Consider the following 20,790-nt stretch of genomic DNA (forward strand, 5'->3'; position numbering starts at 1 on the left):
GTTGTTGTTTTTGTGGTCCCCTTCATCTTGTTGGTTAGCGACTTCTTTATCTTGTGTCTCGGCTGGGTGTGGGGGGGGTTGGGGTGACGCGTCACCCATCGACGCAGCGGCCGCAGTCCTCGGCGTCGCCATCGACTCAAGCAGATTAGGCGTTCAGACGATGCTCACGCCGAGGCCGGTGCGGCTTGCGGGGCGGGGTCCGCTAACGGCGGTTGTCGCATTGCGACGCCGAACAATGGCTTCGTCGGGCCTCTGTCCGCCAGCCTCATTCTCGATGAGCATGCGGCGCTCCGCCAGGGCGCTAGCAACGGCCTTCGGCATTGGGCCACGGGCGGCGGGGATGCGGCCAGAAATGAGGTCAGGCGTCACACCTCGTCGAGGCTGCGCGGTTGCGCGCGCGAGGCGTGCGGTCAGTACCGCGGCGACGTCGTCGGCGTCAAGAAGGCTGCGCCGGGAGACGAGTCGCGGTAGCAGCGTGTCGACGTCGTACCCGTACGCCTCCGCACGCCGCAGTCGCGCCGCGAGGACCCCGAACGCCTCGGACTGCACCGCCCGATCGGCGTCGTCGCGCGAGAGGCCGCCGACGCCGCGCAGAGCGCTACGCACGAGCTCGGTCCAGCGATTGTGTTGCGCGTCGGCGGCGATGGCCTCGTACTCGGCAGCGAGCTGATCGACGCTCGCCCACCGGTTCTGCTCGCTCTCGGTCGCCTGATGTGCTGAGACCTCTGCGCCGGTGTGGTTCAGGACGCCGAAGAGGACGCTGCGCGCGGTGACGTCCGGGTCGGGCGGGGTGGCGTGCAGCGGGTCGGGCCGGTCAAGGGCCACGTAGGCGGTGTTCGCGTAGCGGCCTCGCGTCATGGACACGTAGAGGTTCTCGTGGGTGCTGGCCGGCGAGACGACGACGTGCGCGGTGTCGACGGTCATTCCCTGCGCGCGGTGGGCGGTGACGGCGTAGCCGAGGTCGACGTGTTCGGCGACATAGCCCGCGGGCAGCGCCACGCTCCCCCGCCGTCGCCCCTCGGGGCGGACCTCCAGCCCGCCGTCGAGGCGCACATGTGTCACGGTCCAGCGGTCGCCGTTGCGCACCCATCCGTTCGAACCCATGCGTAGGCGGCGGTCGTTGCGGCGCGTGACGACGACGTCGCCAGCAGACGCGCGCGCGTCGTCGCGCAGGACGACGTCGCGACCGGCCGAGGTCAGGCCGGAGCGGATGCGTTCGGCGCGGGCGCGGTCGTTGAGCTGTCGGACGGTATCGGCGGTCTCGGTCACGAGGATGCTCGCCCTGCCGTGCTCGGTGTCGTGTCGCCAGGCGGTGTAGGCGGCGTCGACCATCTCGTCGGTGCCGCCTTCGCGGATGCGCCCGTGCGACTCGTACTGGTCGATGACGGACGGGTCCCCGTTCCGCAGCCGCAGCGAGGCGGTCTTCTCCCAGTCGTGGACGAACCGGTGCACCTCGGCCAGCCGCGGCGCGTCGTCGCCGCGCGCCGAGACCAGCATCGCGAACGCGCCGCCCGCGTCCACGGACTGCAGCTGAGCCGGGTCGCCGACGAGCACCACCTTCGCGCCGACCTGCACCGCGCGGGACGCGATCGTGTCCAGGGCGCGGGTAGACGCGAGTGTGGCTTCGTCGAGGATCACCAGCTGGCCCGGCGCAAAGTCTGTGCGGCCGCGGCGGTGGTCGTAGATCCATTTCGCGGTGTTGTCGCACGGGATCTGGAGGTCGTGGGCGAGCATCTGAGCCGCCGCGGCCGACGGCGCCATCCCCACAACGCTCCCCCGCCCGTGCGCCGAAATCCACCCCGCCGCGAGGGCGCACATCGACGTGGTCTTGCCTGTGCCGGCCGGGCCCACGAGCACATCCACCCGCCGACCCGACGCGAGCAGCTGCGCGACAGCGCGAGACTGCTCGGCCTCGAGCCGCACGCCGTCGGGCGTCCGTCCAGCGACGACGCGCGACGCCGTCGTCCGTCCGACGACCGGCCCACCAGCGTCGTCGGCCAGGCGCAAGAGGCCGTCCTCCATTGCGAGCAGCTCGTGGCTGGTGAACTTCTCGCTGTGTCGCGGGCGCAGGGTGCTCGTCCCGTCGGGTCGGCGCATCGCCGCGGGGGTGCTGGCCAGCTCACCGGGCGTGAGCTGGACGGAACGCCGCGTGGCGGCGTCCACCACGAGCGCCACGACCTGCTCACGGTCGGCGGCGGTCGCCATCCTCCATCCCATCGTCTGTCGGGAGGCCTCGGCCCACAGATTCCAGTGGGTCCAGGTGGCGCGCTTCTGCGAGACGACGTCGACGACCTGCGCGGCGACGTCGTCGACCAGGTCCGGTGGAACGGCGTCCGCGCCGAGGACCGGTACGGACCCGCCGAGTGCCACGCGCCGCGCCCAGGTCGTCGGCTCGCTGCCGAGCAAGGGCTGTGCGCGACGCCGCCAGTCCGCGGTCAGCCCCGCCAGGGAGTGGATGGTCTTCTCGGGGCGCGTCTCGAGCGTGGCCTGCGCGCGCAGCTTCACGACCTGCCTCGCGGACGGCCGGCGCCCGTGCGACGTGACGAACTCGTCGATGAGGCGCCCCTTGACGACCTCGATGTCCCGGCTGCGGGCGGAGAACTCCGCCAGCAGCTCGTCGGGGACGCCGGCGACCTCCCATCGCGTGGACCGTTCGGGCCTGCGGTTGCGCCGCTCCCACCCGACCCCGAACGTGTTCGTGAGCCGGTCGGCAAGAACGGCGTTGTAGTGCTCCGACAGCGCGACGACCGCGTGGTGCAGGGCGCGCGAGTCCAGCGTGCGCCACTGCCCGTCGTGAGCGGCCTTGACCTTGTTCGAGACCACCAGGTGCGTGTGCAACTGCGGGTCGTTCGCCCGCGAGTCCCAGTGGTCGTACGCCGTCGCCGCCACCCCCACCACCGGGACCTGCGCTACTCCCCCGTGCCCCGTGCGTGTGGCGGCGACCTCCCGCTCGAGGAAGTCCAGCACCTGCGCGACGGCGTCGTGGTGCGCAGCGACGATCAGCTCCTGCGTCGTCGCGTCCGCCATTCCCCACAGCACCGACACTGATTTCGGCACCGAGAACGTCAGGTCGAACCCCGCCGTCGCCGTCTGGCTCCCGCGCGCCGCCTCCTGAGCCTGGATCCGCGCCACCTCGGCATCGAACTCCGTCGCCGGCAGCGAACGATCTAGTCGGTGAACGCGACCGGCCGCTCGGTCTGCCGCCGATGGGTACTCGCGGAACGGGCTCCCCAGCGGCTCACCCGTCACCGGGTCCACTCCGTGGCCCAGCAGCGCCTGCAGCTGCGACGGCGTCACCGTCATCCCCTGCTCCAGGGCACCGTCACCGAACTGCGAGACGCCGCGCCCCATCCAGACGCCGGGCGGCGTACCCGCCTCCGTGAAGTACCGCGTGAACGCGGACGCCTGCGGCTCGTGCCCGTCGCCAGTCACGACCGACCGCAGCAGGTACGCGTACCCCTGCCCGGCCGAGATCACTCGTAGCGAGACCGTCACACCTGACAGGTGTGCAGTTCACCCCAACGCGGACCGTTCGCCGGAGTCGGCGCAGCGATCACCATGCCGCGCCGGAAGTCAGTTTCGATTCAAACCATGCGTCCGCGAATCCAGGGCGACCTTGAAGTGGCTCTCGGCCTCGTCGATCACCCGTGTCGGTGTTGACGGGTCGAACACCCGCAGCAGAGAGAAGCGGAAGCTGGTCGGGTCGATGGTGCGCAGTTCGACGTTGCCACCGTGGCCATTGGTCGCGTAGGCGGTCCAGCGCTGCCGAATGCTCTCCGCGCCATCGGCCTTGCCGACGTAGTGCCGACCGTCGCGGGTATCGGTGATCAGGTAGACACCGACGACGGACGCCAGCGCGGTGCGCCACGCGGCGTAGCGGTGCTCGCGCATGACCGCCTGGAGCTGCGCGTGGTCGAGTATGAGCCGGTCGAACCCCGGAAACGGCACCGGCTGCGCGTCGGCGATCTCCATCACGGGGTAGCCCGCGGCCGTGGGGCCGTTGAGCCGCCACGTGCGCGGGGACCGCCACCCGATCACCAGCCGGTCCCTCAGGTCCGCGAGTCGCTCCGACACGACCAGGTCGAAGGTGCGGAACGCGCCGTCGTTCGAGACCTCGCCGCGGTTCTCGAGCACCGACCACAGGCGCGCCCGATCGCCTCCCTCGCGGACGAACACCACCCAGATGGCGGGCGGTGCGGCAGGGAAGATCCGGGGAGTTGCCGACTGCCGGCGGGTGTACGCGAGGATCTCCTCGTCGGTGGAGTCGGCATGGATGCCGGGCAGGCCCGTGGCCTCATGCTCCTTGACGTACGCGTGCCGGATCACGAGCGCCCCGTGGGGATCGATACCTCCGCTACGCAGGATCGGGTCGAGCGTCAGCGGCATCAGTGCAGGTCTCCAAGAAGGCTCGACATCTCAGTCGACCCGCGCTTCGTCACCGGCGCCCTGGCGGCGACGGGCCCGGTCGGCGAGACCACCGAAGAACCTGCTGGTGGCCTCGCTCGCACGGGCGACGCCGTCGGTCCCTGCGTCGAACGCCTTGACCCGCAGATCGCTGGTCTTCTCGGCTGCCTGGGCACTCCGCCGTCGTGCGGCGACGAGCGCATCCTGCCCGGATCCGACCGCCTGGTCCCGGGTATCCACAAGGGCGGCGAGCCAACGACGCGCCTCGGCGGTCTCCGACTCGGTCACGAGATCGAGGCGCCTCTCGAGCTCAAGGACAGCACCAACCACGTCGTTGCTGGCGCCCACGACCTTCGGTGACGCGAACGGGTTGAAGAGCACCTTCTGGTTGGCCCTGCTCGAGGCTTCGTTCATGCGACCGACGAGCTGGCCGCACGCAGAGCCGATCACGTCGAGGCGCTTCTGACGCGCCAGGCGCAGCCCGGCACGATGCCGGTCGAGTTCTTCGGGGTTCGCATCGGCGACGCGGTCGAGCTCGAGGACGTCGATCGCATCCTGCACCTGGACCGAGCGGGCGATCACCGCGAGCCATTCCGCGACGGAGGTGCGGGCACCCTGCGTCGCCTTGACCAGGTCTCCGAGGTCCTGCTCGGACTCGAGCCCGTCAGCCAGCGCATCGAGCCGCCGCACCGCATACGCCTGAGTGCTGGCAATGGTCGCCGCACCGCCCTGGATCTTCGACCAGGTGATCTCCGGAAGCCGGCCGACCTCGTCACGGACCGTGATGGCGTCGTCGACCAGGAGGGACACCCCGATCATCTCGGCGAGAACCCCGTCCTTCTGCGCACGCAGGATGTCGTCGACCTTCTTGTCGATCTGCGCGAGATACTCACGGAGCTCATCGATCGACCGCTGCAGCTCGCGCTGGGCCATCATCGTCCCGATCGAGGCGAGAGCTGCAGGGTTCGCGAAGAGTGCGGCCGGCGAGTTGACCACCTGGATCCAGGACTGCACGTCGCCGGGCTTACCGATCATCGCGTGACTGATCGCCGGGTTGTCCTTGGTCGCCTGCAGGCCGAACTCGCGGACCTTCGCCGCAGATTCCTCCGTGAGCTTGAGCCAGCGTCCCGACTCGGCCGCGATCTGTCCGCCAGCCTGCAGAGCCAGGCCGCCGAGGCCACTACCAGTGTGGACACCTTCCACGGCCACCTGCGCCAGAGGCCGCGAGTCCGTGACGACGAGGTCGATGTCGAGCAGGAACTGCTCGATCGTATCTTCCGCACCGACGACAGCGAGACCGCTGCCATCACTGACCAGCTCAAGCTCGGCGCCCACGGGTCCTCCTGTTCGTATGCTGCCCGAAGCGTAGGACTTCTTCGAGGACGTCGACGCCTCCTAGCTCGCGTACTGCCCCCTCCCCGGGTGAAACTTTGACAGCAGGTCACCGCAGCACGTGAGCGGCGAATGCGAACGCCTGTGAGCACGCCCGGGCGGCGTTCAGAGATCGCCCGGTGTCATCCACGGCTTGGCCGTGTAGCAGTACCAACCGGTCAGCTTCAGGTCGTCACGGTAGACGACACGGTTCACCTTGCCCTTCGCGTTGGCCACGACGCGCCACGGTTCGTCGACTCCGTGCTCGGCAGCGAAGGCGAGGTAATCGAGCACTGCGGCGCGGCTCGTGTCGGCGTTGAGAACGATCGTCTGGGCACCGTGCTGCCAGGACAGCCACGCCTTGCCACCGAACGTGCCGACGTCGCCGATCGTGGCGGCGCTCGAGGTCTCAGTCCAGTCCTTGAGGAGCGCGTGCAACTCGCCCGTTGTGGTCACGATCGCGCCGCGCTCGATGAGGCCGTCAGACGGCGTCACGGGCGCGGGATGAAGGGTGAACTCCGCCTTCGCCGCTTCATCCTTGACCCGGGCGTAGATCGCTTGCTTGAGCGCGTTCGTCACGCCGCGGGCACTCGGGAGAAACCTGTTCCAGCCGATGAAGCGGGCCCCGTACTCTTCCCCGACGACGACCTTCGCAACCCTGTCATCGGCGACAGCAGGCTCGGCCTCGACGAGATCCACGCCCATCTTCCTCACGGCGTCGATCACGCCAGCACCGTTGAGGAGGACCAGGCGGACATTCTCGGAGAGGAGCTGCTGGCGGAGGAACTCCTGATCAGCAGCAACGAGCTTCTTGCGGACCGTCCCGGGCAACTTGCCAAAGACAGGGTCGGTCGCCCACTGAATGAGATCGAGGTGGCACGCGGTGCCGTCGAGGTACGAGGCTCCTACCGTCGTCTGCAGCAGGTTCTCCGACGGCTTGAAGTAGGTCCAGTACGGGTAGTGCTGAAAGTACTCGTAGCACTCGGTCAGCACTTGGGCGACCTGCTCGTCCGTCGCCGTCATGAGCGTCTCGACACCGAGAGACTCATAGGTCGCGAGCCGGCGCGGGTCCACCGGCGCACCGTGGTTGGTGACGAACTCTTTCTTGCTCGGATTGAAGCCGAGGGTCGCCACGGTGGCCGTGCGCACATCGCCAAAGACGACGATCGGAGTGGATCCCGGCACGACCGAGCACCCGTCAGGGACGGGCTGCCGGATCCGGTCGGCGACATAGGCCGGCACGTGCACCATCGAACGATCGTATGCTCCGGGCGCAGCCCAGGACGGTTGAAGCTCGGCAACTCGGGCGAGCGACGCGCCGGGTTCGAAAAACCAAGGGCCAGGCCGCACAGATAGAGGGGCTTGACCACTCACCTGGGGGACGCACACAGGCCGAGCGTTCGACAGGTCAGCAACGATCGGCAGAACGAGGTCAGACTCGTGGGCGTGAGCAGCCGAGCGCGATCGTGTGCTGTCCGACGTCGATTCCCTCGCCGACTGGCTCCGGCGCAGGGAACGAGACGTCCGGCGAGCACGGGCCCGCGCCGAGCTGGACCGCATCGCCCGTGTCACCGCGCGGGCTCCTCGAGACCTGGCCCGAGCGATCGCCCAAGTCCTCAAGGCGGGAAGGTCGGTCGGGTAGGCCGCGATCCTCGACCAGGCTGATACGGCACCGCCGCCACACCTGACGGTCAGGGAGGGCTCCTGCCGGACGGCGGAGTGTGTGCCCGCCGACTCGTCGCTGCCCGCGGTCCGACGCCCCATGCGAGGGCTGGCGACGTCCGTGGTTCTGGCCTAGCCAAGTTCACCCGCTCGCGTGGGGATGCATGTCCGTCGGCGGCCCTATTCTTCGGCTGCGCCACGGGTTCCCGGAGCGTGCCCTGAGGGCCATCGATGGCCCTAACAGCGGAGGTACTCGTGGGACGTGCAGGACGCATCGTGGCCGCAGCGGTGGTCTCGATGTCGATGGTGGCGGCTTCGACGGCCCCAGCGCTTGCCGACGACGCTTCCGGACTCCTAACGGTCGTCGTCGACAAGGACTGTTCACAGGTCGCCGCGGACGACTGCGACTTTGTCCGGCCGTGGGTGACGGTCGAGGACGCCGACGGCACGGTTCACGGTTCGGGCTGGCTCTACGACGGCACCTGGTTGCCGTCCGATGGCGTGCAGGCCGCGAACGCGTACTCGGCCGACGGCCTCGAGCCTGGCGACTACTTCGTCACGGTCCGCGACGAGGCTGACGATGCCGTGGCCGCCGATCATGTCCCGGTCACGGTCGGGGACGGGTCCCAGCTGCTGCGGGTGGACTACCAGCCGCAGCCCAGCGCTTCCGTCACCGTGCGCGTGACGGGAATCGACGGTGATGTCTGGGGCATCGGAACAGCGAACCTCGAGGGCTCGGACGGGACGGTACGTGCCGACTACTGGGGGATCTCGTCGGCGGAGGTCTACACGTTCCGGACCCGAGTGTTCGGGCAGTGGCGCCTCAGGGTCGACGCCAACGCGGGCCGGGTGGGCTACCTTCCGACCTACTATCCCGGCGTCGCCGACGCCGACGCCGCCGAGCTGATCGACATCACGCCGGGGGCGCAGCTCGACCTCTCGTTGGAGGCGCTCCCGGGAGGGCGGATCACCGGCCGGATCGACGGCCCCACGCTCGATCCGCAGTTCGCCCGGGGAGTGACCCTTTACACGACGGACGGGCGGCACGCGTACGACGCGGACGCATGGCCGACCGGGGCAGGGGGCGGCTACGTGATCTCAGGGCGGTCGCTCGACCGTGCCGGGATCGCGCCGGGAAACTACCTCGTGAAGTTCGACGGCGGAGAAGGCTTCGCCTCAAGGTTCTACGACGGTGCCGGCGGGTCGCTCGGCATGAACGGCGCCACGCCGGTGGCCCTCGTCGGCGGCGAGATCACCGAGAACGTCGACGTCACGCTCACGGCATGCGGCTCGATCTCGGGCCGGGTGACCGGGCTCGACGGATGGCCCCAGATGAGGCTGTGGGGCATCTCGGCGACGAACCTCGATGACGACTCGTCGAGCCGGTCGAGCTCGCGCGACGAAGACGGCACGTTCGAGATCACCGGGCTTGCTCCCGGGAGGTACTCGGTGTCCGCCGAGGGCTTCAGCTACGACCCCAAGATCTCGGCCACCTACTACCACGGCGGGGACACGACGTCCGGGAAGACCGTCACCGTCCAAGACTGCGACTCGACCGTCACGGGCGCTGACATCGCCGTGACCATGACGAACACCGTGCGGCCGACCCTCTCCGGTCCGCCGACGGTCGGCACCGCGCTCAGTGTGAAGTCGGGAATATGGAACGTGCCGAACGCCACCTACGCCTACACCTGGCTCCGGGACGGCGCTGCGATCCAAGGCGCCACGTCGTCGTCGTACCGGCCGATCGCCGCAGACCTCGGACACCAGCTCTCCGTGAGAATCACGGCGCGCCACGACGGCTACCGTGACGCGACGTCGACGACCGCTCCTGCCAAGGTCCTTCCCGGCCCGGCGCCCCGCGCGACGACCGCGCCGACCTTCGGCGGCAGCGCGAAGGTCGGGTCGCTCCTGACCGCCATCGCAGGCAAGTGGTCGACGAGCGGCATCACCGTTCGATACCAGTGGCTCCGGTCCGGGAAGTCCATCGCAGGAGCGACCGCGTCGAGCTACCGGGTCACCACCTCGGACGTCGGCGCACGCCTGAGCGTGAAGGTCACTGCGACCAAGGCCGGTTACACCAGCGCCTCGGCGACCACGGGGTCGACCGCGGTCGTGCCGAAGGTCAAGCCGACCGTCACCGGGACACCGGCGGCCACGACGATCCGCCGCACGACGACACCGAAGGTGGCCGTCGCCGTCAAGGCCGCCGGCGTCACTGCACCCGTCGGCACCGTCACCGTCAAGGTCGGCACGACGACCAAGAAGGTGTCGCTCACTGCGTCGAACAAGGGCAAGGTCGTCGTGTCCCTGCCCAAGAAGCGTGGTCCTCGGACGTACCCCGTCACGGTGTCGTTCACCCCCTCGTCGACGGCCGCGAGGTACCTGACCGCGGCCAGCGCCGGGGCTCATTCGATCAAGATCCTCTGAGACGCGCGCGGATCGGCCGCTAGGGTACTTCGCATGCGAAGTGACGACACGTCGACGGTCGAGTCCGAGGAGCTGCGGATCCAGATCCCGGCAGGCGGGTGGGTCGTCGGCACGGTGCGCAAGCTCGCGGACGAGTCGCCCCGCGGCGTCGTGGTGATCCACCCTGCGACGGCAGTGCCCGAGCGCCTGTACACCGGCTTCGCGGAGTTCCTCGCCGAACACGGGTACGTGGCCGTCACGTACGACTACCGCGGCACGGGCCGGTCGGGCAGCCCGCGCGAGCATCGCGGCCTGCGGATGCGGGACTGGATGTCCGACGACGTCCCCGCGGTCGCGGCGTGGGCGCGCCCACGGTTCGGCGACGTGCCGCAGCTGGCCATCGGGCACAGCATCGGCGGGCACGCGCTGGCGCTGGGGAACGGCTCGCGAGGCCTGGCCGGGTTCGTCACGGTCGCGTCGCACGTCGCCGCGACGTCCACGATCCCCGACCGCGCCGAGCGGGCACGCGTCCGGATGATCCTGCGGGCGCTCGGGCCCGCGGCGGCGCGGTTGCTGGGCTACGTCCCCGGCCGCCGCATGGGCCTCGGGGAGGACATGCCCGCCGCCGCGATGCTCGAGTGGAGCCGCTGGTCGACCATGCCGCACTACTTCTTCGACGACCCGACCATGACCGCCACCGAGGACGCCGCGCGCGTCACCGGCGACGTCCTCGCCGTCGGGTTCACCGACGACCCGTGGGCCACGCCCGCGCAGATCGACGCGATCACCGACCGCCTCACCGCCGCCCGCGTCGAGCGACGCACGTGGAGCCCCGCCGACGGCGGCGTGGAGACGATCGGGCACCTGGGCTTCTTCCGCCGCGGCCTGCGCGACACGCTGTGGCCCGAGCTCCTCGCCTGGCTCGACGCCCGCGCCGAGGCCGCGCCGACGCAGGAGGACGGGAACGTTCGCTTCCGCGCCAGGAAGCCGCGCCGATGACGCGCCGCCCGCCGCGTCTGGTGTTCCTCACCATCGCGGCGGAGCGCCAGCTGCGGCGCTGGATCGCGCGGCGCGGCGCGCACACCGCGGGGAACGGCGGCCAGGGAATCGGCGCCCCCGCCGCCGGCGTGCTGCTGCACCTCGCCGACCACCCCGGCGCGACGGTCGGCGAGGTGACGGCCGCCCTGGAGGCCTCCCCGGCCGGCGCCAGCGGCCTGCTCGCCCGCATGGAGCGCGCCGACCTCGTGCGCCGTCGTGCCGACCCCGACGACCGCCGCACCGTCCGCCTCGACCTCACGCCCACCGGCACCGCCGCGCTGGACGACGTCCGCGCAGCCCTCGCCGAGGTCAACGACCGCCTCACCGACGGCTTCACCGACGACGAGCTCGCCACGGTCGCCCGTTGGCTCGAGCACGTGAGGCACGCCCTGGGGTGAGGGGGGACTACTTCACCGCCCCGGACGTGATGCCCGAGATGATCTTGCGCTGCGCGACGACGAAGACGACCAGCAGCGGCAGGCTCATGAGGATCACGTACGCGAAGATCAGGTGCCAGTTGTCGAGGTAGAGCCCCGCGCTGGCCACCTGGAACAGGTTGAGCGGCAGGGTGTCGAGCCGCCCGCCGACGACGAAGAACGCGTAGAAGACGTCGTTCCACACGTACAGGCAGATCAGGATCGTGGCGGTGGAGAGCACGGGCACGAGCAGCGGCAGGATGATCGTGCCGAAGACGCGCAGGGGCCCGGCGCCGTCCACGCGGGCGGCCTCCTCCAGCTCGTGCGGGATGGTCCGCACGAACCCCGTGACGAAGAAGATCACCGTGGACATGTACATGCCCATGTAGACGCCGATCATGCCGATGGCCGTGCCGGCGAGGCCGAGCTGGCGCAACAGCAGCACGATGGTCACGACGGCCGGGGGCAGCACGATGCCGCTGATCGCCAGGGCGTAGAGCACGGCATAGCCGCGGGTGGTGCGACGGGCCAGCACCCAGGAGGCGAGCGAACCGAGCACGAGCACGCCGATGACGGCGGGCACCATGATCAGCAGGCTGCCGAAGAAACCGGCGGGCACGCGGCCCTGGTCCCAGACGGCGGAGAAGTTCTCGAGGTACTGCCACGTGGTGGGCAGCGAGAGGTTGGGGTTGAGCGCCTCGGCCTGGGTCTTGCCGGCCGTGACGACGACGATCCACAGCGGCATGCCGATCAGCACGACGACGGCGAGCAGCGCGGCGACGGGCTGGACCCGACGCCAGCCCCCGGTCCGCCCGCCGGTCGGTCGACGCACGGTGCGGGTGCGGGTGCGGGTGCTCAGGTGAGCGGTCTGCGCGGTCACAGGACTTCCTCCCGCTTGCGAAGGGTGCGGATGACGGGGAACGCGAGGGCGACGACCACGACGAACAGGACGAGGCTCATCGTCGTGGCCTGCGCGAACAGGCCCTGGCCGAACGTGCGGAAGATGAAGATGTTGAGCAGCTCGGTGGTGCGGGCGGGGCCGCCGCCAGTGGTGGCTTGGACGATGTCGAAGCCGTTCATCGACCCGAGCAGGGCGGTCGCGACGTTGAACGTGATGGCCGGCGCCAGCAGCGGGAAGCGGATGTCGCGGAACGTGCGCCACGCGGAGGCGCCGTCGAGGCGGGCGGCCTCGAGCACGTCCTCGTTGATGGTCTTCAGCCCGGCCAGGTAGATGAGCATCGACAGGCCCATCCACTTCCAGGAGTGGATCAGGGCGACGACGAGCAGCGTCCACGTGGTGCTGCCCAGCCACGGGATCGTGACGTCGGTGCCGAGGAGGGTGCCGAGGACCCCGTTGACCGCGCCGTCCGGCTTGAGCATCGCCTGGAAGACGTAGCCGACCGCGAGCGCCGACATGATCACGGGGATGAAGAACATGACCCGCGCGAACCGGTTGACGCGGGTGTCGCGCTCGAGGAGGAGCGCGAGGAGCAGCCCGAACAGGTTCTGGAAGATCGCGACGAGCACGGCGTAGACGAGCGTGATCCGCAGCGAGGCCAGCAGCGTGCCGCTGCTGAGCAGGTCGGCGAAGTTGCGCAGCCCGACGAACGAGATCGAGGACTTGAAGCTCGACCAGTCCGTGAGCGCGTAGACGAAGTTGAAGATCGTCGGGACGAAGAAGAACACGCCCAGGACGACGAAGGCCGGCACGAGGAACCACGCGGGGTGGTTCTTGCGGGTGCGTTCGTCCCTGCCGGGCGCGGCGCGCCGGGGCTTCGCCGCCGGGCGGGCCGGGGCGCCGGTGCTGAGGGTCGCGGTCATCGGTGCATCACCTTTCAGGGGTGCCGGGGCGGGCGCACGCCCGCCCCGGCACCGCGGCTGGTCTCAGGCCGGGATCAGAAGCCCTCGACGCCCTGGGCGCGGGCGAGCTGGGCGAACTGGTCCTGGGTCTGCTGGGCGACCTGCTCGGGCGTGGTGGTGCCCTGGATCATGTCGGCCAGGTAGATGTACAGGTCGGGGTTGGCCACGGCGAGCGACTGCATCGACCCGACGGAGTCGGCGAGCGAGGCATGGACGTCCTGCAGCGCCTGCGGCACGCCGTCGGGCGTGGGCACGTCGGGCTGGAGCGAGACGGTCTCGCGGTCGGCGACGAAGTCGGCGTAGCCGTCCCCGAGCCAGAACGACAGCAGCTGGCGGGCCGCGGCCTCGCGCGTCGCGTCCCCGGTCTTGAACGCGACGAGCGCGTTGGACTGGTCGGGGATGACGGTCGCGACGTTGCCGCCGGGCGAGATCGGGAAGAACCCGATCGTGTCGTCGAGCTCCGCGGTGTCCGCCTTGGCCTGGAGCTGGCCGAAGAACGAGTTGACCTGCACGGCCATGGCCGCGTCGCCGGCGAGCAGCGCGTCGGCCTGGTCCTCCAGCGTGGCGGTCTTGATGTCGTCGTTGAACAGGCCGTCGTCGATGAGGCCCTGGTAGGTCTCGATCGCGCCGAGGATCGTCGGGTCGGTGAACTTCTCCTCGCCGGTGTTGACGCGGTCCCACAGACCGTCGGCCGCGGCGTCGGCGAGCTGCACCTGCACCCACCACTGGGTCGCCCACCGGTCGCCGGCCATCTCGAAGAACGGGGTCTCGCCCTCGCCCTTCAGCGTGCGGCCGAGCTCGACGAACTCGTCCCAGCTCTTCGGGGTGTCCTCGATGCCGTGCTCGGCGAAGACCTTCTTGTTGTAGTAGACGCCCTGTACCGCCGGGCTCGTGATCAGCGCCGCGTACCGGGTGCCGTCGAGCGTGCCGGTGATGTCCTTGACCTCGGGGCTGTAGGAGTCGAGCCAGGGCGCGTCGTCGAGCGGCTGCAGGTTCGTGGGGGCGTTCAGCGCGGTGAGCATCGACGCCGTCGGCTGCCAGAACGCGAGGTCCGGCTTGTCGCCGGTGGCGACCTTGGTCTGGATGCCCTGCTCGTACGGGTCGGGGATCGTGACGATCTCGACCTTCGCCCCGGTGGCCTCCTCGAACGCCGCCGTGACCGCCTCGGGCACGGTGTTGGAGTTCTGGGCCGCCCAGATCGTCAGGGTGGTGCCGGTGAGGTCGGCGGTCTGCTCCGGCCAGTCCGCGGCCTGGGTGGCGCCCCCGTCGCTGCCACCGCCCGCCGTGGGGTCGCTGCAGCCGGTCAGTGTCAGCGCCGCCACTGCTGCTGCGGCGGCCGCGCCGGTCAGATACTTCTTCATATCAGCTCCTCGGAACTCGTCCGGCGTCATCGACGACGCCGGGACCTGGCTGGACGACGGTGGTGCTACCGCACGTCCTGATGGCGGATCCTCAGTACTCGCGCAGCCGGCTCGCCCGAGGCCGCACGCAGCCTCAGGCGCCCGTCCTCGGCGTGCGCCTCGAGCCCGGACGCCGGGCCGTCGGCGGGGTAGACCGTCTCGACGGCGCCCTGCGGCACCGGGACGGAGATCTCGGGCTCGTCCCCGCCGCGCCACCAGACGGCCAGCACGGTCTCGTCCGCGGTGGCCCGCCCGACGGCGACCCAGGGCGCGTCCCAGTCCGGCAGGCCCAGCGGCCACACCGGCACGGCGCCGCGCGCCTCGTCGTCCCAGGCGCGCGCGGCCCGCACGCCCTCGGCCACGAGCGCGCGCTGGGCCTCGTCCATCCCGTCGAGCTGCCCGGACAGGTACAGCCGGCCGGACAGCCCGGTCACCATGGTGAAGACGATCTCGGCGTCGGACATGGACGGCTGCGGGTAGGCCCAGTTGCCCGCCTGCTCGGGCAGCACGGCCACGAGCGCGCCGGCGGCGACCGGCGGGTAGCGCAGCGGCTCCTGCTGGTCCGTCGTCGACTGGAGCTCCAGCCGGGACAGCAGGCCGTTGTCGGCGCGCATCGCCCCGGACGCGCAGTTCTCCACGACCAGGCGCGGGTGCCGGGCGAGCACGCCGTCGAGCCAGGTCAGGTACGCCCGGGTGTGGCGCAGCAGCCCGTCGCCGACGCTGTCGGCGTCCCGGTCGGTGCCGGGACCGGGCGTGACGTTGTAGTCGAGCTTGAAGTAGCCGACGCCGTGCTCGTCGACAAGCCGGTCGACGACGTCGTCCAGGTGCTTGCGCGCCTGCTCGTCGCGCAGGTCCAGCAGGTACCGGCCGTGCTCGACGATCCGCGTGCCGTGGCGCTGCAGGAACGCGTCCTCGGGGAGCTGCGCCGCGAGCGGGCTGCGGACGCCGATCACCTCGGGCTCGAGCCACAGCCCGGGCACCATGCCGGCGGCCCGGATCGCGTCGAGCACCCGGTCGAGACCGCCGTCGGGGAACCGCACGTGCGACGGCTGCCACTCCCCCACGGAGTCCCACCAGTCGCCACCGTCGTCGTACCAGCCGGCGTCGACACAGAAGTAGTCGGCCCCGACCTCGCCCGCCGCCGCGATCAGCGGCAGGAGCTTGTCGGTCGTGGGGTCGCCCATGAGCGTGTTCATGTAGTCGTTGAAGACGACGGCCCCGGCGGCGCGGGCCGGACGACGGTCCGCGCGGCGGTGGCGCGTCAGCTCGCCCACCGCGGCCTGCCAGTCGCCGTCGGCCCAGGCGACCGACACGGGCACCGAGGCGAACTCCTCGCCGGGCCGCAGGCTGCGCAGCCAGGCGTGGTCGGCGTCGGTGGGGCCGAGCAGGCCCAGCACCAGCGCCTCGCGGTCGTCCGCGCCGAGCCGGACGCCGAGCTCCGTCCGCCACGGTCCGGGGTGCTCGACCTGCCACGCCAGGCTCGCCGTCGCCGTGGTGAGCACCCCGGCGGGCGGGTGCTCCCCCGACGACCAGGTGCCGTGACTGACGACCGCCCGCGCACCGCGGGAGTCCTGCCGCTGGTGCGACGCCAGCCCGAGGGCGGGCAGCCCGGTCTGGCCGCGCACCGGCGTCGACGACCACCGCCACTCGCCGAGCCACTCGCCGTCGCCCTCGATCGACACGGCGTCGTCGAGCCCGTCGGGGCCGCACGGGTCCGCGAGCATGAGCGACGACACCGCCTGCAGCCGGACCGTGGCCGCGCCGGCGTTGCGGACCGTCGTCCAGGCCTGCACCGAGGTCCCCCCGGTCCGGGCGCGGAGGGTGGACCGCACGTCCAGCCCGCTGACCTCGTCGCGCTGCACGACCTCCAGGCGCTGCCAGCCGCGGTCCTCGGTCACCTCGTGGCTCACGTACCGCAGCCGCGCGCCGATCTCGGTGGCCGTGTTCCGCAGGTTCGCGGAGCGGTGCCCGTGCCCGACGGCGAGGATCTCGACCAGCGGCTGCACCGCCGGGCCGGGCCGCTCGCCGGCCGGAACCAGGGACACGGCGACCGGGCCGTCCAGGGGGCGGCGCACGACCAGCCGCAGGGCCCCGTCACCCCACGTCATCAGCTCGCGGCCCACGTCGGCCCGATCCGGCATCTCTGCCTCGCTTCCTTCGCCACCATGGCGCATCGTCGATGACGCTATGAAAGCGTCGATCATCTGAAAATGCAAGCACGGATGCCGGGTGAACCAGGGATATCTGATCTTCGGTTTCAGGCCACGGCGTCGGCGAGCCGGCGCGAACGGAGGATCCGGGTCAGCTCGAGGCGGCAGGGCGCCCGGTCGACTGGCGCACCACGAGGTCGGGGATCATGCGCACCGAGGGTCGCGGCTCCCCCGCGTCCATCCGCCCGACGAGCAGCCCGAACACCTGGTGGCCCAGACCCACGAAATCCTGGCGGACCGTGGTGAGGGGTGGCACCCACAGCTGGCTCAGCGGGTGGTCGTCGAAACCGATCACGCTCACGTCGCCGGGGATCGAGCGCCCGGAGTCGACCAGGCCCTTCATGACGCCGATGGCGAGCTCGTCGTTCCCGGCGAGCACGGCGGTCGCCGACGCGTCGCGCGCCAGGCGGACCCCCGCGTCGTAGCCGGCGAGGGGGTCCCAGCCCGCGTGGATCACCGGCGGCGGCTCGATCCCGGCGTCGCGCAGCGCCTCGCGCCACCCGACCATGCGCGCGCTCTCGACCCCCATGGACGGGATCGCCACGTGATGGACGGTGCGGTGCCCCAGGTCGAGGAGGTAGCGCGTCGCCTGGGTGGCCGCGTGCCGGTCGTCCATGTACGCGTGCGAGATGGCCTCGTCCGACGACCCGCCGGAGGCGGCCGCGACGGCGGGCAGCCACGAGGGCATCTGCGCGAGCGCCGCCACGCCGGGCGGGTCGAACTCCAGGACGATCGCGCCCGCGAGCGGCTGGCCGAGGGCATGGTCGATGGCCCGCTCGACGGTGGGGCCGTCGGCCGTCTCCACCACGGAGATGACGACCATGTAGCCGGCCTGTCGCGCGGCCTCCTCGATGCCCTGGATCGTGGCCGCGTACCCGTAGCGCGTCGTGTTGCCCGCGAACACGGCGATCATCGAACCGGCCTGGCTCGCCAGCGACCGGGCGGCGCCGTTGGGCCGGAAGCCCAGCTTCTTGACCGCCGCCATGACCCGCTCCCGACGCTCCGCGCTGACCGGCACCGTCCCGTTGAGCACGCGCGAGACGGTGGGCACCGACACGCCGGCGACCCGGGCGACGTCGGCGATGACGGGCGGCTTCACCCTCGGGACCTGGCTCACGCCGCAAGGTTACGCGACCACGGCCCGCTCTTGTGGTCGAGCATGATTCACGCTTTCATGGCACTCGGCGCCCGACGTCGACTGTCCAGGCGCCATCAGACCTACGAAGGAGTGGATCGTGCCCCAGCCACGTGAAAGCGTGCATCAGATCGGCGCCCGGCGAGGCGCCCTCGCCGTCGCGGCATTCGCTGCGCTCAGCCTTTCCGCCCAGGCAGGATGGGCGGCGCCCGCCACCGACGAAGGAGAACCCGTGACCGACGTCCTCGCCGTCGACTTCGCCCGCACGACCGGCGACTTCCGCGGAGGCGCCACCGGCACCCTGTACGGCTTCGGCGACGACGGCGTGCCCACGCAGGCGCTCATCGACGGCGCCCACATCACCAACTCGTCCCAGAAGGCGCCGTACGGCACCCAGCACCCCAGCGGCGACGCGCTGACGATCGAGGACGGGTTCTTCGCCAAGCACGGCCAGGAGCTGGCGATCTACATCCAGGACTACTACCCCGACTGGTCCTACAACGGCGGCAAGCGCCCGGGCGACGCCCGCACCTACGACCAGGCCACGGGCACCTACGTCGACGAGCCGAACGGCGTGTGGGACTACCTCGAGATCGTCGAGTTCGTCACCGAGGCCGTCGCCACCCAGTCCGACCACCCCGAGAAGTACCTGTTCATCCCGTTCAACGAGCCCGACGGCGGCAACTGGTACCCGGACTGGGCGGCGCAGAAGGACCAGTTCCTCACGGACTGGCAGGCCACGTACGAAAAGATCCAGGAGGTCTACGACCGGCACGGGCTGGGCCGCGCCCGGATCGGAGGCCCCGGCGACACCCGCTGGCAGCCCGAGCGGTCGGCCGACTACCTGACCTACGCCAAGGCGCACGACGTCCTGCCGGACGTGTTCATCTGGCACGAGCTCGGCATCGACAACCTCGCCACCTTCCGCTCCCACATGCGCGACTACCGGCAGCTGGAGCAGGACCTCGGCATCGACCCGATCCACGTGAACATCACCGAGTACGGGATGCTGCGCGACATGGGCGTGCCCGGCCAGCTCGTGCAGTGGCTGTCGATGTTCGAGGACGAGAAGGTCGACGCCCAGACCGCCTACTGGAACTACGCGGGGAACCTGTCCGACAACACCGCCCGCGCCGGCGGCGCCAACGCCGGCTGGTGGATGTTCAAGTGGTACGGGGACCTCGAGGGCAGCCAGACCGTCCAGGTCGACCCGCCGCACCCCGACACCGTCGACACCCTGCAGGGCATCGGCGCGATCGACGAGGACGACCGCCGTGCGACCGTCCTGCTCGGTGGCACCGACGACGACGTCCGCCTCGACCTGTCCGGTCTCGACCGCCGCACCTTCGGCCAGAAGGTCGACGTCGAGGTGCGGGAGGTGACGCTCTCCGGGGCGCAGGGGCTCGCGAACACCCCGCGCGTGGTTCAGAGGATCGACGGTGCCAAGGTGCGCGACGGCGGCCTGAAGCTCGACCTCGACCCCTACGACCGGTACGCCGCGTACCAGGTCGTCGTGACGCCGGCGCGAGGCACCGACCCGGGGCCCGACGTCTGGACGACGAGCGTCGAGGCGGAGGACACCGAGCTCACCGACGCCCAGGTCTACACCCAGGACCCGCAGGAGGGCGGCGGCTGGAAGTTCCTCGCCTCCGGCGGCCGCGACGTCGGCTCGTTCAACAAGGCGACGTCGCGCGCCGACTGGACGGTGACCGTGCCCCGCGACGGCACCTACCGCCTGCAGGTCATCGGCGCCACGCCGGGCGTGCCCGGGCGGCACGCGCTCTTCGTCGACGGCACGCTCGACCAGCCGGTCCAGTACACCGCCGACCTCGCGCTGACCAGCGCCCAGAAGTGGCAGTACCGCGGCAGCACCGAGGTGCAGGTCGAGCTCACCGCCGGGGAGCACGTCCTGTCGCTGCGAGCCAGCGAGGACGGCAGCACCCTGCTGCCGAACGCCGACATCACGCTCGACAAGCTCGTCCTGACCGACGTCAGCGACGGCGAGCCCACCGCCTACCCGGCGAGCACCATGCGCCTGTCCGGCGGAGCCCGCCTGGACTGGGACCGCGGCAACGCCCGCGGCTTCGCCCGCGTCCAGGGCGAGGAGCAGCGCGCGGAGGTGTACGCCACCGCGATGGAGTCGGGCTACTACGACGTCACCGTGCGGCACACCACCACCCGGGCGTCCGACCTCACCCTGACGGTCAACGGGCGCGCGGCCACGTCGTTCGGCGTCCGCGGACCTGGGGCCTGGACCTCCACGGCACGCGTCCACCTCGCCGAGGGCATCAACGAGCTCGAGCTCGCCTCCGACGCCGGGTCGTTCGTCGGCTCCGTGACGACGACGCGCGCGCCGGACGACGCGGCCGTCACCGTCCAGGCCGAGGACGCCGCGCTCCACGGCACGGCCGTCGTCGCCACGAAGTCCGCCGCGTCGGGGTCCAACGCCTCGGGCGGCAAGGTCGTGGAGTGGCTCGGCGACGGCGAGGAGAACTACCTCGAGATCGCCCGCGCCGCCGGCTTCGCCGCCGCCGGCGACTACGACGTCACCGTGCGGTACGCCAACGCGGAGCTGTCCGGGAAGCACGACTACAACCCCCAGGTCGTCGACCGGGAGCTGCAGGTCATCGAGGGCGGCGCCGTCGCCGGGGCCACCCACGTCCGCTACACGTTCTCGTGGGACAGCTTCTGGGAGCGCACCGTCCCGGTGACCCTCGCGACCGCGGACCAGCCGCTGCGCTTCGGCAACCCGGACGCCTTCGCGCCGAACATCGACGCGATCACGATCGCGCCGCTGGTCACCGGCGAGCCGACGACCCAGCGGGTCACCGGCCGGGCCTGACCGCACCTGCTGTGGGCGCCCGCCCCGAGCGCGAGCTCGGGGC

13 protein-coding genes are annotated in these 20,790 nt (G+C 71.0%); 4 read left to right on the top strand and 9 right to left on the bottom strand.

The features are described 5' to 3' along the window. Positions 1-153 precede the first annotated feature (153 nt). From mobF to ACFQ8Y_RS20785, 4 genes are all read right to left on the bottom strand, one after another. The gene (gene mobF / locus ACFQ8Y_RS20770; protein WP_430586616.1) at positions 154-3,495 is read right to left on the bottom strand and encodes a MobF family relaxase; all 3,342 of its coding nucleotides are present in this window, start codon (positions 3,493-3,495) and stop codon (positions 154-156) included. 78 nt (positions 3,496-3,573) lie between these two features. Further along, positions 3,574-4,386 carry a GIY-YIG nuclease family protein gene (locus ACFQ8Y_RS20775; RefSeq protein WP_430586617.1) on the bottom strand — a complete coding sequence of 271 codons (813 nt, stop codon included), beginning with the start codon at positions 4,384-4,386 and terminating at the stop codon, positions 3,574-3,576. Positions 4,387-4,416: 30 nt separating this feature from the next. Continuing rightward, the gene (locus ACFQ8Y_RS20780; protein ID WP_430586618.1) at positions 4,417-5,739 is read right to left on the bottom strand and encodes a hypothetical protein; all 1,323 of its coding nucleotides are present in this window, start codon (positions 5,737-5,739) and stop codon (positions 4,417-4,419) included. A 162-nt stretch (positions 5,740-5,901) separates the two neighbouring features. Further along, positions 5,902-7,026, bottom strand: a complete 1,125-nt coding sequence (locus ACFQ8Y_RS20785; protein WP_430586619.1) for a hypothetical protein — start codon at positions 7,024-7,026, stop codon at positions 5,902-5,904. Between the two features lie 834 nt (positions 7,027-7,860). Here ACFQ8Y_RS20785 and ACFQ8Y_RS20790 point away from each other — a divergent pair. Genes ACFQ8Y_RS20790 through ACFQ8Y_RS20800 form a run of 3 tightly spaced genes read left to right on the top strand, consistent with a single transcriptional unit; the run spans position 7,861 to position 11,282 of the window. Continuing rightward, positions 7,861-9,867, top strand: a complete 2,007-nt coding sequence (locus ACFQ8Y_RS20790; RefSeq protein ID WP_430586620.1) for a hypothetical protein — start codon at positions 7,861-7,863, stop codon at positions 9,865-9,867. Positions 9,868-9,900: 33 nt separating this feature from the next. After that, positions 9,901-10,845, top strand: coding sequence for an alpha/beta fold hydrolase (locus tag ACFQ8Y_RS20795; protein WP_430586621.1), 945 nt, complete (start codon positions 9,901-9,903; stop codon positions 10,843-10,845). Further along, positions 10,842-11,282 (top strand): MarR family winged helix-turn-helix transcriptional regulator, encoded by a 441-nt coding sequence (locus ACFQ8Y_RS20800; protein WP_430586622.1) that lies wholly within the window; start codon positions 10,842-10,844, stop codon positions 11,280-11,282. Before ACFQ8Y_RS20795 ends, ACFQ8Y_RS20800 begins: the two co-directional genes overlap by 4 nt. Positions 11,283-11,289: 7 nt before the next feature. Here the strand turns inward: ACFQ8Y_RS20800 and ACFQ8Y_RS20805 are convergent, their stop codons facing one another. The 5 genes from ACFQ8Y_RS20805 to ACFQ8Y_RS20825 form a co-directional block, all read right to left on the bottom strand. Further along, positions 11,290-12,180 carry a carbohydrate ABC transporter permease gene (locus ACFQ8Y_RS20805; RefSeq protein WP_430586623.1) on the bottom strand — a complete coding sequence of 297 codons (891 nt, stop codon included), beginning with the start codon at positions 12,178-12,180 and terminating at the stop codon, positions 11,290-11,292. Further along, positions 12,177-13,121, bottom strand: coding sequence for a carbohydrate ABC transporter permease (locus tag ACFQ8Y_RS20810; protein ID WP_430550290.1), 945 nt, complete (start codon positions 13,119-13,121; stop codon positions 12,177-12,179). Before ACFQ8Y_RS20810 ends, ACFQ8Y_RS20805 begins: the two co-directional genes overlap by 4 nt. 74 nt (positions 13,122-13,195) lie before the next feature. Continuing rightward, positions 13,196-14,521, bottom strand: a complete 1,326-nt coding sequence (locus ACFQ8Y_RS20815) for an ABC transporter substrate-binding protein (RefSeq protein WP_430586624.1) — start codon at positions 14,519-14,521, stop codon at positions 13,196-13,198. 65 nt (positions 14,522-14,586) lie between these two features. Continuing rightward, the gene (locus tag ACFQ8Y_RS20820) at positions 14,587-16,701 is read right to left on the bottom strand and encodes an alpha-galactosidase (RefSeq protein WP_430586625.1); all 2,115 of its coding nucleotides are present in this window, start codon (positions 16,699-16,701) and stop codon (positions 14,587-14,589) included. A gap of 160 nt (positions 16,702-16,861) precedes the next feature. Next, on the bottom strand, positions 16,862-17,887 hold the full coding sequence (locus ACFQ8Y_RS20825; RefSeq protein ID WP_430550293.1) for a LacI family DNA-binding transcriptional regulator: 1,026 nt from the start codon (positions 17,885-17,887) through the stop codon (positions 16,862-16,864). Positions 17,888-18,137: 250 nt separating this feature from the next. Here ACFQ8Y_RS20825 and ACFQ8Y_RS20830 point away from each other — a divergent pair, with 250 nt between their 5' ends. Continuing rightward, positions 18,138-20,747 (top strand): hypothetical protein, encoded by a 2,610-nt coding sequence (locus ACFQ8Y_RS20830; protein ID WP_430586626.1) that lies wholly within the window; start codon positions 18,138-18,140, stop codon positions 20,745-20,747. Positions 20,748-20,790 lie beyond the last annotated feature (43 nt).

The organism is Isoptericola sp. NPDC056605 (assembly GCF_042792795.1).
GTDB lineage: Bacteria > Actinomycetota > Actinomycetes > Actinomycetales > Cellulomonadaceae > Isoptericola.